General features: G+C 65.1%; 12 protein-coding genes. 4 read left to right on the plus strand and 8 right to left on the minus strand.

Translation table 11 applies throughout. The features are described 5' to 3' along the window. On the minus strand, nucleotides 1-1,458 hold the full coding sequence (pdxR, locus tag AC5Y5C_RS05070) for a MocR-like pyridoxine biosynthesis transcription factor PdxR (RefSeq protein ID WP_499969645.1): 1,458 nt from the start codon (nucleotides 1,456-1,458) through the stop codon (nucleotides 1-3). Nucleotides 1,459-1,508: 50 nt separating this feature from the next. Between pdxR and AC5Y5C_RS05075 the strand changes: the two genes are divergently transcribed. The 3 genes from AC5Y5C_RS05075 to AC5Y5C_RS05085 all read left to right on the plus strand — a co-directional run bounded on the left by AC5Y5C_RS05075 (nucleotide 1,509) and on the right by AC5Y5C_RS05085 (nucleotide 4,235). Next, complete coding sequence (locus AC5Y5C_RS05075) at nucleotides 1,509-1,985, plus strand: carboxymuconolactone decarboxylase family protein (protein WP_499969647.1); 477 nt, start codon at nucleotides 1,509-1,511, stop codon at nucleotides 1,983-1,985. A 108-nt stretch (nucleotides 1,986-2,093) separates the two neighbouring features. Next, on the plus strand, nucleotides 2,094-2,675 hold the full coding sequence (locus AC5Y5C_RS05080; protein ID WP_499970592.1) for a VldE C-terminal domain-containing protein: 582 nt from the start codon (nucleotides 2,094-2,096) through the stop codon (nucleotides 2,673-2,675). A gap of 45 nt (nucleotides 2,676-2,720) precedes the next feature. Continuing rightward, nucleotides 2,721-4,235, plus strand: a complete 1,515-nt coding sequence (locus AC5Y5C_RS05085) for a bifunctional phosphatase PAP2/diacylglycerol kinase family protein (RefSeq protein ID WP_499969649.1) — start codon at nucleotides 2,721-2,723, stop codon at nucleotides 4,233-4,235. Here the strand turns inward: AC5Y5C_RS05085 and AC5Y5C_RS05090 are convergent. The 6 genes from AC5Y5C_RS05090 to AC5Y5C_RS05115 are packed head-to-tail and all read right to left on the minus strand — an operon-like array spanning nucleotide 4,189 to nucleotide 9,930. Next, nucleotides 4,189-4,869 (minus strand): phosphatase PAP2 family protein, encoded by a 681-nt coding sequence (locus AC5Y5C_RS05090; RefSeq protein WP_499969650.1) that lies wholly within the window; start codon nucleotides 4,867-4,869, stop codon nucleotides 4,189-4,191. The genes AC5Y5C_RS05085 and AC5Y5C_RS05090 overlap by 47 nt on opposite strands. Before the next feature lie 2 nt (nucleotides 4,870-4,871). Then, the gene (gene wzm / locus AC5Y5C_RS05095; RefSeq protein ID WP_499969652.1) at nucleotides 4,872-5,705 is read right to left on the minus strand and encodes a galactan export ABC transporter permease subunit Wzm/RfbD; all 834 of its coding nucleotides are present in this window, start codon (nucleotides 5,703-5,705) and stop codon (nucleotides 4,872-4,874) included. Beyond that, nucleotides 5,702-6,646, minus strand: coding sequence for a galactofuranosyltransferase GlfT1 (gene glfT1 / locus AC5Y5C_RS05100; RefSeq protein ID WP_499969653.1), 945 nt, complete (start codon nucleotides 6,644-6,646; stop codon nucleotides 5,702-5,704). The genes wzm and glfT1 overlap by 4 nt, the downstream gene beginning before the upstream one ends. Beyond that, nucleotides 6,639-7,427: a galactan export ABC transporter ATP-binding subunit Wzt/RfbE gene (gene wzt / locus AC5Y5C_RS05105; RefSeq protein ID WP_499969655.1), complete on the minus strand. Its 789-nt coding sequence runs from the start codon at nucleotides 7,425-7,427 to the stop codon at nucleotides 6,639-6,641. Before wzt ends, glfT1 begins: the two co-directional genes overlap by 8 nt. 2 nt (nucleotides 7,428-7,429) lie before the next feature. After that, a complete protein-coding gene (locus tag AC5Y5C_RS05110) occupies nucleotides 7,430-7,957 on the minus strand; it encodes a bacterial proteasome activator family protein (RefSeq protein WP_499969657.1) in 528 nt (175 codons plus the stop codon). Next, nucleotides 7,954-9,930 carry a DUF6541 family protein gene (locus AC5Y5C_RS05115; RefSeq protein WP_499969658.1) on the minus strand — a complete coding sequence of 659 codons (1,977 nt, stop codon included), beginning with the start codon at nucleotides 9,928-9,930 and terminating at the stop codon, nucleotides 7,954-7,956. Before AC5Y5C_RS05115 ends, AC5Y5C_RS05110 begins: the two co-directional genes overlap by 4 nt. Before the next feature lie 109 nt (nucleotides 9,931-10,039). Between AC5Y5C_RS05115 and AC5Y5C_RS05120 the strand changes: the two genes are divergently transcribed. Continuing rightward, entirely contained in the window at nucleotides 10,040-11,236 is a 1,197-nt protein-coding gene (locus AC5Y5C_RS05120; protein WP_499969659.1) for a cysteine desulfurase-like protein, read from the plus strand. Nucleotides 11,237-11,261: 25 nt separating this feature from the next. Here the strand turns inward: AC5Y5C_RS05120 and AC5Y5C_RS05125 are convergent, their stop codons facing one another. Continuing rightward, the gene (locus AC5Y5C_RS05125; RefSeq protein ID WP_499969661.1) at nucleotides 11,262-12,248 is read right to left on the minus strand and encodes an NAD(P)H-quinone oxidoreductase; all 987 of its coding nucleotides are present in this window, start codon (nucleotides 12,246-12,248) and stop codon (nucleotides 11,262-11,264) included. Nucleotides 12,249-12,284 lie beyond the last annotated feature (36 nt).

A 12,284-nucleotide genomic window follows, 5' to 3' on the forward strand; every position in this document is an offset into this window, starting at 1 on the left:
CTAGAGGCCTGTGGCCGTCAGCACACCGCACAGCGCGTCGACGGCGGGCACGAAACCGTGATCGGACGGGGTGCCGAAGCTGATCACGATTCCGTCCGGGTCGGGGACATGCGCACCGGCCAGGGGGTGCCGCAGCCGTGACAGGCCGGCCAGCGCCACGCCCGCCTCACCGGCTCGGTACAGCACGTCGGGTTCGGCGCCCTCGGGCAGCGTCAGCAGCAGGTGCAGTCCGGCCGACAGGCCCCGGACCCCGACGTTGTACTCCGAAAGTCGTGCGACGAGTAGGTCGCGCCGGCGCCGGTATCGGCCGCGCATCCGCCGGACGTGCCGGTCGTAATGGCCGCTGGCAATGAAGTCCGCCATGGTCAGTTGCGAGATGGCGTCGACGTACCACTGCCCGCCGCCGGCAGCCGCCACGGCGGCGTCCACCAGATCCGGTGGCAGCACCATCCATCCCAGGCGGATTACGGGGGACAGGCTCTTACTCGCCGAGCCGAGATACACCACGTGATCGGGATCGAGACTTTGTAGCGCGCCGACGGGCTGGCGGTCGTATCGGAATTCACCGTCGTAATCGTCTTCCAGGACATACGAGTCGGTGCGGCGTGCCCAATCCACTACCGCGGTGCGCCGTGCCGGATGCAACGGCAGTCCATGCGGGAAATGGTGCGCGGGAGTGATCATGGCGGCGCGCACGTCGAGGGTGTCGAGGTCGCTGACCACAGCGCCCTCCTCGTCGAACCCGATCGGGGTGCTGGAGCCGCCCGTTGCTTCGATGCAGTCGCGAAAGATGAAGAGCCCGTACGCTTCCAGGGCGATCGGCCGGGTCAGCCCATACATTCGGGTGAGGATTTCCACGGCATGACGGGTGCCTGCGCAGATGACGACCGAATCGGGCGAGGTTCGCACACCCCGCACGCGGCCCACGTATTCGGCGACGGCAGAGCGCAATTCGGGGCGTCCGCGGGGATCTCCTGCTCGCAAGGCCTCATGCGGGGCGTTGCTCAGCGCGCGGCGCACGGAGGCGAGCCAGTCCGTGCGCGGGAAAGCGGTGACGTCCCCGGAGCCGGGCATCAGGTTGTGCGGTGGGGAAGAGCCCGCTCCGTGTGGTCGAGGCGGGAAGCCCCCGCGAGCGGGAGGCACCCCCAGGTTCTGGCCACGATTGACCACGCGGGTGCCCGAGCCCTGCCGCGATTCGAGCCATCCTTCGGCAACGAGCTCCGCGTAGGCCTCGGCGACGGTGTTGCGCGCCAGCCCGAGGTCGATCGCCAGAGTGCGGGAGGGAGGCAGCATCGCCCCCACCGTCAAGCGTCCGGACCGGACTGACTCACGAAGCGCGGAAATCAGGATGTCGCGCACGCCCCGGGCCCCGGGCGTGATGGCGTGTCGCACGTCGAGATGCAGGTCATGGCTGAGGGGCCGGGCCTCTGCTGTTCTCAAATTGGCCCATGAACTCATGCCGGAATTGAACCATGAAAATGGGTCTTTCTGCTTCTACGGTGGAGGACATGACACAAACGCTGAACGCCCCGACCCACCAGCGCCGACTCCGTATGGAGAAGGCCTCCCCCGAGGTCTACGAGGCCATGATGGCGCTGAGCATCGCCTCGGCCAAGGACGTCGAGCCCGGCCTCGCCGAGCTGATCAAGATCCGCGCGTCGCAGCTCAATCACTGTGCGTTCTGTCTCGATATGCACACCCACGACGCCCGCAAGCAGGGTGAGACCGAGCAGCGCATCTACCTGCTGAATGCCTGGGCCGAGGCCGGCGATATCTACACCGAACGCGAGAAGGCCGCGCTGGCACTGACCGAGGAGGCGACCGTCCTTTCCGCTGGTGAGCACGTGTCTGATGCCACCTATGCGCGGGCGGCGGCGGTTTTCAGCGAACGCGAGCTCGGACAGATCATCGGGATGATCCTGACGATCAACGCCTGGAATCGCATCGCTGTCACTACCCGCAACGCACCTCCGAAGCGTGGCTAGATTTGCCACATTCTTTGCCGTCGGCGTGACAGAAGCGTGATCGTTTCGTAATCTGACCGGGTGATCTCGGCGAGATGGCGTGCGAAAGACGGTGAGAAGAGGCCCGCGGTGCCGCTCTCGCGCGTCGCGGGCCTCGCTCTGTCACTCGTTGCCGGTGCCGCCGTGATGGGTGTTGTGAGCGAAGTCGAGAGACCGGATGTTCAGCTTTCGATCAAACCCGAACAGAAGGCGATTGTGCTCATCGCCGACCTGCCGCGTGCGCAGCGGGACCGGCGCTATATCTCGGCGGAGGCGCTGGCCCTGGAGGCCAGAGCCAAGGCCATCAAGCCGTGTTCGACGGTGTTGGCGGGCGCACAGCCGGCGGTGGCGCAGGCGGGAAACTTCCTGAAGACGATGTTCGGTATCGGCGACATCGGCGGTTCCAGCGGGCGTGGCGGCGGCGGCGACCACGGACGCGGTCTGGCCCTGGACTTCATGACGAGCTCGAACGCGACCGGCAGCGCGCTCGCGAGCTTTGTGCTGGCCAACCGTGAGCGGTTGGGTGTGACGTACGTGATCTGGCAGCAGCGGTACAACGACGGCAACGGCTGGTCGATGATGGAGAACCGGGGCAGCCCGACCGCCAACCATATGGATCACGTGCACGTGTCGTTCCGGGCCGGCGGTAAACCGCCCGCGGTCAGCTGCTGATCCCCGGCCGCGACGATCCACAGCGCCCACGGCCCAGGCGCGGATATGTTGAATTCCATGGGCTTCTTGTCGTCTCTGCGTTCTCTGCGTGGTCTGCGTGGTCTGCGACAGATTGGCGATGGCCTCGGCACGCTTGACCGAGAGGTGTTCGAAGCCGTCGCGGAGTCACCGAGCCCGCTGCTGGACACCGTCATGCCGCGGCTCACTCGCGCCGCCGATCATTCCAAGCTCTGGATCGGTATCGGCGTGGGGCTGGCCATATTCGGCAAGCCGGCCATGCAGCGGGGTGCCACCCGTGGGCTGCTGTCATTGGCGGTGACGAGCGCGATCACCAACCAGGTGGCCAAGCGGCTCAGGCGACGTGCGCGGCCGGACCACATGTCGGTGCCGCTGGTGCGGCGCAGTCGGCGCATACCCACGTCGTCGTCGCTGCCCTCCGGTCATTCAGCGAGCGCGGCGGCCTTCGCGGTGGGTGCCGGCCTCGAGAGCCCGCCGCTGGGTCTGGGCCTTTCACTGCTAGCCGGGCTCGTCGGTCTGTCCCGCGTGGCCACCGGAGTTCACTACCCCGGTGATGTGTTCGCGGGGTTCGGGATTGGCGCGGGAATAGCGGTGCTGGGTGCCCGCGTGGTGCCGCCGATCGCGCCGACCGCGGTCCGCGCCGCAGAGCCGCTGTGGGTGGACACCGCCGCGCGACCCGAGGGCCAGGGCGTGGTCCTAGTCGTCAACCCGGCCTCCGGCGACGGAACCGGGCAGCGGATTCTGGAACAGGTACGGAAAGCCTTGCCCCGCACCGAGATAGTCGAACTGAACAAAGACGATGATGTCATCGACGTGATGCGTGGCGCGGCGGGCCGCGCCGAGGTGCTCGCGGTGGGCGGCGGTGACGGCACGGTGGCATGTGCCGCCGGTGTCGCGGCCGAGACCGATACGCCGCTGGCGGTTTTTCCCGGCGGCACCTTCAACCACTTCGCCAGGGATATCGGCTGTGACAGCGTGGCCAAGACTGTCGATGCCATCCGCCGGGGGAGCGCCAGCCGCGTCGATCTGGTCTACCTGAACGAGGACCAGGTGGTGATCAACACCGCGAGTATCGGCTCGTACCCGAAGTTCGTGCAGATCCGCGAGAAGCTCGAGCGCCGAATAGGTAAGCCGTTGGCGAGTGTGTACTCGATGCTGCACATGCTGCGCCGCGACCATCCCGTGCGCATCCGGTTCGATAACAGAACCGTCCAGACATCGCTGTTATTTCTGGGTAATTCTGCTTATCTGCCATCGGGTTTCGCCCCCTCACTGCGGACCCGCCTGGATGACGGCCTCATCGATGTGCGGATCTTGGAAACCGGCCGCAAGTTCAGCCGGATAAGGATAGTGATGGCGCTGGCGCTCGGGCGGCTGCAGCGCAGCCCGCTCTACCACGAGCTGCAGGTGCCCGAGTTTTCCTTTACCGCAGTGGACGGCCCCACTGTCCTCGCGCGCGACGGTGAGGCCGGCGACAAAATCGTGGAGGCCCGCTTCACGGTTCGTTACCGGGCGCTGGCTGTGCTGCGCCCCCTGCCTTGAGGGGCCACGGCGGGAACACGAGCAGGCAGGCGACGAAGTACGCGTAACCCAGTACCCAGCCCGCCAGCACATCCGAGGGATGATGAACGTTGAGCAGTACTCTGCCGATCCCGATCGTGAGAATCAGCGCCGCGCCGAGCACACCGAGCCACGGGCGCAGCGCGACAGCCGTTTTCGGTGAGAACACCGTGAGCAGTGCGAGCACGCCGACGAGGACGCCCAACGCATGTCCGGAGGGAAATGACGTCGAGTACGCACTCACCAATGCGGTCGCCGGGCGGGGCCGATCCACCAGCAGTTTGGCCACCTCGGTGACCAGCGCGCTGAGCTCCACGGTGATGACCAGGAACAGGGCCGGTCGTCGTTGGCCCTGTATCAGCAGCACGATCACCATGATGGCGACGGCGATGCGGAATGCTCCGGGGCCCAACACAGTGCAGAACACACCCCATGCGGTGACCCAGCCCGGATGGGCGGCTCCATATGCGTGCGCGGGGTTCAGCGCCGCGTTATCGAGATCTGACAGCCAGCTCCATCGGCACACATAACCCAGCCACAGCAGTGCGTATACAACGAGAGCGGCGCCTGTGGATACCAGCAGCCAGCGGCGCTCCCGGCCGGTTATCTGTGACATGACTAGACCCAGTACGGCACCCGCGCGCGGTACTGGCGCATCACCAGGATCGCCACGGTCCAACCGACGACGGTGATGGCTCCCGCGATGATCCAGTGGTGAACCTGCTGATCGAGCCCGAGCAAGGGATCGCGGATGATGGCCAGAAAATGCACGAACGGGTTGAACTGCACCACTGTGGCCAGCTTGCCGACCCTCTCGTTCAGCATGTTCTCGTTCCAGATGATCGGCGTCATGAAGAACAGCAGCTGCACCAGGCTGCCCAACAGCGGTGAGATATCCCGATAACGGGTGGCCAGCACGCCGAAAACCAATGAAACCCAGACACAATTCAACGTGATCAACACCAGGGCGGGGATGAAGCTGAGGTCGGTGGCGTGCCAGTGTGGCGTATAGACCGCGACGACGACCAGGAAGATGATGATGTTGTGTGCGAACAGCAGTAGCTGCCTCCACACCAGCCGGTATACGTGCACGCTCAGCGGTGTCGGCAATTGTTTGATCAAGCCCTCGTTCGCGACGAAGACGTCCGACCCCTCCAGGATCGCCGCGTTGAACAGATTCCAGACGATCAAACCGATTGTCACATAAGGCAAATGTTCAGCCAAGGGGAGTTTGAACAGCTGCGAGTACAGAATGCCCATCGCCAGGGCCGTCGACCCGGTGGCGATGGTGATCCAGAACGGGCCCAGCACCGATCTCCGGTAGCGCTGCTTGATGTCCTGCCAGCCCAGCTGTAGCCACAGCTGCCGATGCTCGAAGCCATCGGACAGATCACGCCACGCGCGCTTGAAGGTTCGGGAGTCCGAAGATAATTCCAGCAGTTCGTTCGTCATTTCTCAGTCTCCTGTACCGAAGGAGTCGGATTGCCCGGTCTGCCGAACTGCTCGCGGCGGCCCAAGCGCCGCAGGGCAATCCATTCGCGCAGGCCGGAAGGGTCGCGTCGGGTGATCAGGAAGTACCACCCGAAGCGCACCCATTCCTGGGGTAACAGCTTGCGCATACCCGGCTGGGACATCAGGTAGCCGCGGTTGCGATAGGTGAAGTACCGCTTGGTGGCGTCGTCCGGGTACTGGGTATGCATGCGCCCGCCCAGAATCGGTTTGAACTCGGCCGCGCCGTTGGGGTGCAGATACGTGGCATCCAAGCAGGTTCCGAATGGCAGGCCGGAACGCACGAGCCGCCGGTGCACGTCCACCTCGTCACCGCGTACGAACAGTCGCAGGTCGGGAACGCCCACGGCCTCCAGGGTTTCGGCGCGAAAGAGCGCGCCGTTGAACAGCGAGGCGATACCGGGCAGCAGATCTTGGCCGGCCTCGGTGCGCAGCTCCTCGACCCGCCGCCGCCACACCAGCCCGCGCCGTAGCGGAAACGCCAGCCGGCCGGGATCGTCGATATCGCACACCATCGGCGACACCTCCGCGAGTCGATGCTTACGGGCGCAGGCCAATAGTGTCTCCAGAACGTCGGCGCCGCCAGGGCGGCCGTCGTCGTCGGCAAGCCATACCCAGTCGGCGCCGAGGGTCAGCGCGTGCAACATTCCCAGCGCGAATCCTCCTGCACCCCCGAGGTTTCGGCGTGAACCGAGGTATGTCGTGGCGATGGATTGACCGTCAACTAGAGCCTTCACCGCGGGGTCGTTGTCGTTGTCCACCACCACAAGATGGTGCGGCGTGACGGTCTGTGTCGTGACAATCTTCAGCGACTCGGCCAGCTCCGCAGGCCGCCGATAGGTGACGACGACGGCAACAACAACACCGCCGGTCGCGTCATTCATGGCGGTCTTCGGCGAGGATCTGGGCCACGTGATCGCCTGCCTCATTGCCCTCGTAGGCGCGGACCACGTCCTCGATACCACCGCTCATCTTGATCGTGCCGTGGTCAATCCACATCGCCGTGTTGCACAGGCGGGCCAGGAACTCGTTGGAATGGCTGGCGAAGACGAGCATGCCGGAGCGTTCCACCAACTGCTGCAAACGGATTCGCGCCTTCTTCATGAATTCGGCGTCAACCGCACCGATGCCCTCGTCGAGCAGCAGGATCTCAGGGTCGATGCTGGTGACGACGCCCATGGCCAGGCGAACACGCATACCGGTGGAGTACGTGCGCAGCGGCATGGAGAGGTACTCGCCCAGCTCGGTGAAGTCGGCAATCTCGTCGACCTTGGCCTGCATCTGCTTACGGGTCTGCCCCAGGAACATGCCGCGGATGATGATGTTCTCGTACCCGGAGATCTCCGGGTCCATGCCCACACCCAGGTCGAACACGGGCGCGACCCGGCCCTGGATGTACGAGCTGCCCCGGGTGGGTTCATAGATTCCCGAAAGGAGGCGCAGCAGAGTCGACTTGCCCGCGCCGTTGTGGCCGACAAGACCGACCCGGTCGCCTTCCTTGAGGGACAGCGTGATCTCCCGTAGGGCCTCAATGACCACCACGTTCGACTCGTTGCGGCCAATCGCGCCGCCCGCCTTGCCGAGGAACGCCTTCTTCAGTGAGCGTGACTTGGCGTCGAAAATCGGAAATTCCACCCACGCGTCGTGGGTCTGGATACTGACCACGTTTACAGATACTGACCGGTGCCGCTGCCGCCGCCCTGTGCGGGTGCTGAAAGACCCGGTGGCAGAACACCCTGACCACCTTGACGCATCTGCTGAAGCTGCGCGCGTGCCGCCATCTGCTGGGCGAAGAGTGCGGTCTGGATGCCGTGGAACAGGCCCTCCAGCCAGCCGACCAACTGTGCCTGCGCGATACGCAGCTCGGCATCGGACGGGATGGTGTCCTCGAGGAACGGCAGGGTCAGACGCTCCAACTCCTCGCGGAGCTCGGGTGCCAGCCCGTCTTCCAGCTCGCGGATGGAGGCGGCGTGGATCTCGCGCAGCCGGGATCGGCTGGCGTCGTCGAGAGGAGCCGCGCGCACCTCCTCGAGAAGCTGCTTGATCATCGTGCCGATGCGCATCACCTTGGCGGGCTGCTCGACGAGATCCGTGATGGACGGGTCGTCGTCCGCACCGTCGGCGGCGTTGTCGGAATTCTCGGCGCCCAGAATGATCACCTGGTCGTCGTCATCGTCCTGACCGGGATGGGTCATCTGTCACCTTCCGCCTGTGGTTTCTGGTCGCCGGCCCATTCGTAGATCTGGGCGGCACCGCTGTCGTACAGCTTTCTCCATGATCGGGATCTGTCCAACGACCTTAGTCCGTCGGGAACCTTGAACCCCTGGACCACGGGAGTCGTGGTCATGACATAGCGAATGTTCAGCGCGTGCACAGCTTCGGTCACGCGCCGGTCGGTATCGGCGTCGTCGGCATAGGCCCAGAAGATGTACCGGTGATAGCCCGGGCCCTGCTGCTGAGGGAAGTCGTAGTGCGTCCACAGCGGGTGCAGGCCCGCGACCGCGTACATCCAGCCCGAGCCGTCCACATTTCCGTCGCCGATGGTGGTGTCCTTGGCGCCGGGCAGGGTGGCCAGGTAGGCGAAGGCGTCGAGTTTTTTGGGGCCGACCATCACCTGGTCGTATTTGGCGCCGACAAGATACTTGTGCGGCAGGAAATAATGCCGCGCGGAGAAGCTGCAGATTCCGGCCAGCACGATCGCCGTGGCGGCCAGTGCCCACCTGCGTGTTCGTTCCCCCCGCACCCTCGTCAGCGTGGCGTACGCCAGCGTGAACAGACCGATCCCGGCAGCCGGGGCCAGTAGCAGACACACCATGGCCGACAGCCGCCGCGGGTCGCTGTAGAAGGCATCGGAGAACAGGGCCACCGCATGACCGATGGCACCGCCAAAGGGCCTGGACGAGTGGACAATCGCAACGATCAGTAGCAGCCAGACGGCAATCGGCCAGTACACCCGCTTCACGACCAGTACGACCGCGCCGAGAAGGGCGAGGCAGAGCAGCGCCGACTGCACCGGGTAGTCGGCAAGGTGACGGGTGTGCTGGGTGAGGGCATCCAGTAGCGCGCGCTTCTTGCCCCACGGTGTGGCGAACTGGTGCCCGGCGATGATCTCGGACAACTGCAGCAGGGTGCGCAGTTGCGGGTAGAGCAGCACCAGCGAGGCGAGGCCGGCGACGGCCAATGGTACGAAGCCATTTCCCAACCGGGGCTTGGCCTTTTGTTCCTTGCTCCCGTACCGGGATACCGGCGCGAGGAGCCACCAGGTTCCCACGAAGACGACCGCCACAATGGCGCCCGAAGTGTGTACCGAGGCGATTCCCACGAATGCCAGGACGGCCACCGGTATGCGTCTGCGGTCGGCGACCACGCTCGTGATGGCGATCACGGCGGGGCCCACCAGGGCGAAGGACACCAAGTTCGGAACGGCCGCGACATAGAACTCCACATAGGGCAGCGCCGTGAACGAGGCCGCGAGTGCGGCGGCCGTGGCCGCAGAACCGGCCTGGAAGGTGCGGCTGGTGCGGCCGCGGAGCAGCTGCCAGGCCAGCGCTGCCGCGTTGAGCGGAAAGAGCAGTGACCCGGCCACCGCGTACAGCGTGTAGCTCGTGGTGGGAGCCGCGCCGGTCAGTTGGCTGAGAACCGCGGCCAGCCCGTGGAAGGCCGACGGGTAGTAGAGCGTGGCATGCGTCTCGACGTTGCGGAGGTCGCCCATCCGGGTCGACGACGATTGCCCGGTGTCGAGGATGTAGCGGATCGTGTTTCCGTGCCACATCGAGTCCCAGGTGCTCGGAATCGATTGCCAGTTGGTCAGCCCACGCAGGAACGCATAGAAGATGAGCGCGGTCCCGATCGTGATACCGAACGCCACTGCAATGAGCGCCGCACGATTTTGTGAGGGAAATTGTTCGGTGTGCTCTTTGGGCCGCAGTCGGCGCCAGATCAGCCGCGCGATGACGATCGCGCCGAGGAGCGCAAACCCGGCGGAAACTGAGTTCCACGGTATGCCGATTGAGCCGAAGGCGACGATGCACAGCCCAACTAGCCCATAGGTCAATGCAGGTGCGGTGACGGCGGCCGAATGCGTTGGTAGCCCGAAGGCTCGGCCAATCAGCCAGCCTGGGATGAACAGCAACAGCAGTGCCGTAGCCACCCCGAAAGCGAACGACATTGCTCTAGTATGACTACACGAGACGGCGCCGTTGACCGTCGTCCGTCGGGGCGTGGTGCAACGACGGGTTCAGCGCCGTGACCTGTGGTGAGCATCTAAGGTGTCTGGCATGGCTTATGACGTCGCCCGGGTGCGTGGTTTGCACCCGTCCCTCGGCGACGGGTGGGTGCATTTCGACACCCAGGCCGGGATGCTCATCCCTGATGCGGTTGCTACGACTGTATCCACTGCGTTCCGCGGATCCTTTTCCGACACGCGGGGGCCCCACCCCAGCGCACGGCGCAGCGCCGCCGTGCTGGAGGCCGCCCGACAGGCGGCCGCCGACCTGGTGGGCGCCGACCCGCGCGGCGTGGTGTTGGGCAGTGACCGCGCGGTCCTGCTCAACTCGTTGGCCGAGGGCTCGTCGTCGAAGGCGGGGCTTGGCTACGAGCTGGTGGTGTCCCGGCTCGATGAAGAAGCCAATGTGCAGCCATGGCTGCGTTCGGCCAACCGGTACGGTGCCAAGGTCAAATGGGCCGAGGTCGACATCGAGTCCGGTGATCTGCCGTCCTGGCAGTGGGAGTCGTTGATCACCAAGCCGACCCGGTTGGTGGCGGTGACGGCGGCTTCGTCCACGCTGGGCACGGTGCCGGATCTGCAGCAGGCCACCAAGCTCGCGCATGCGGTCGGTGGTCTGGTGGTGATGGACTGTTCAAGCCTGGTGCCGTATCGAGCCTTCGATGTTGAGGATCTGGACGCCGATGTTGTCGCCTTCAATGCGACGGCGTGGGGCGGGCCGCCGGTGGGTGCGTTGGTGTTTCGCGACCCGGCACTGCTGGATTCGATCAGTTCCATATCGCTCAATCCGTTAGCCAGTGGTCCGGCGCGGCTGGAGCTCGGCGGGCATCAGTTCGCGATGTTGGCCGGCCTGGTCGCCAGCGTGGAGTACCTCGCTGGGTTGGACGAGTCCGCCTCGGGTTCCCGGCGTGAGCGGCTGCTGACCTCTCTGAACTCGGCGGGCGCGTATCTGGACTGGTTGTTCAGGTACCTGGTGAGCGCGCTGCGCACGTTGCCACGCGTCATGGTCATCGGCGCTCCCGAGGACCGGATCCCCGCGCTCAGCTTCACCGTGATCGGGATTCCCGCCGACCGCGTGGTGCAGCGCCTGGCCGACAACGGGGTCTGTGCGATTGCCAACACCAGTTCGCGGGTGCTCGACGCCATCGGTGTGAACGAGATCGGCGGCGCGATAACGGTTGGGTTGGGCCACTATTCGACGGCCGCCGAGGTCGACCAGTTGGTGCGTGCGGTCGCCTCGCTGGGCTGATCAGGCCCGCGTCCGTTCGAAGAGCTCAGAGCGTGAGCAGCACCTTCCCCACGACCTCGCCGCTTTCCAGGAGGCGATGTGCCTCAGCCGCCTGGCTTATCGGGATCTCGGCACCCACGACCGGCCGTACTTTTCCGGCCTCGACGAGTGGCCACAGATTCTGCATGACGGACTCGACGATCGCGGCCTTGCCGGATGGTCCGTCCAGCGGCCGTCCGCGCAGCGTGGTGGCGGTGATGGAGCCGCGCTTGGTGATCAGCTTGCCGATGTTCAGTTCGGCCACCGCGCCGCCCTGCATGCCGATGATGACCAGGTGCCCGTCGTTGCCCAGAGCATCGACGTTCCGGTCCAGGTATTTCGCTCCCATGATGTCGAGAATGAGGTCGACGCCGGCACCGTCGGTGAAGTTGTGAACTGCCTGTACAAAATCTGTGTCCCGGTAGTTGATTGTCAGGTCGGCACCAAGATCGCGACAGGCGGCTAGTTTGTCCGGGGTGCCGGCGGTGACGGCAACCCGCACACCGAGTGCCTTGGCGACTTGAATGGCGTGGGTGCCGATACCGCTGGAACCGCCGTGAAGCAGGATAGATTGTCCGGCAGTCATTCTCGCCGTCATCACCAGGTTCGACCACACCGTGCACGCGACTTCGGGCAGTGCGGCCGCGACGTCAAGGTCGACATTTGACGGAATGGGCAGCAGCTGGCCTTCGGGTACCACCACTTTCTCGGCGTACCCACCGCCGGACAACAGCGCACAAACATGTTGGCCGACAGTCCATTCCGTGACATTCGCGCCAATCTGACCAATGGTTCCGGAACATTCGAGGCCGAGGATCTGACTCGCGCCGGGCGGCATGGGGTATAGGCCCTGTCGTTGCAGCAGATCGGCACGGTTAACGGCGGCGGCGGTGACATCGACCAGTATTTCGCCTGGTCCTGGAGTTGGGTCGGGAACCTCGGTCCAGCACAGCGCTTCTGGCCCGCCCGGCTGGTCAACGGTGATAGCGTGCATGGCATCCAGACTATGCCGAGCTATCGGTGGTCGCCG

It is taken from the genome of Mycobacterium sp. NGS15 (genome assembly GCF_059813245.1).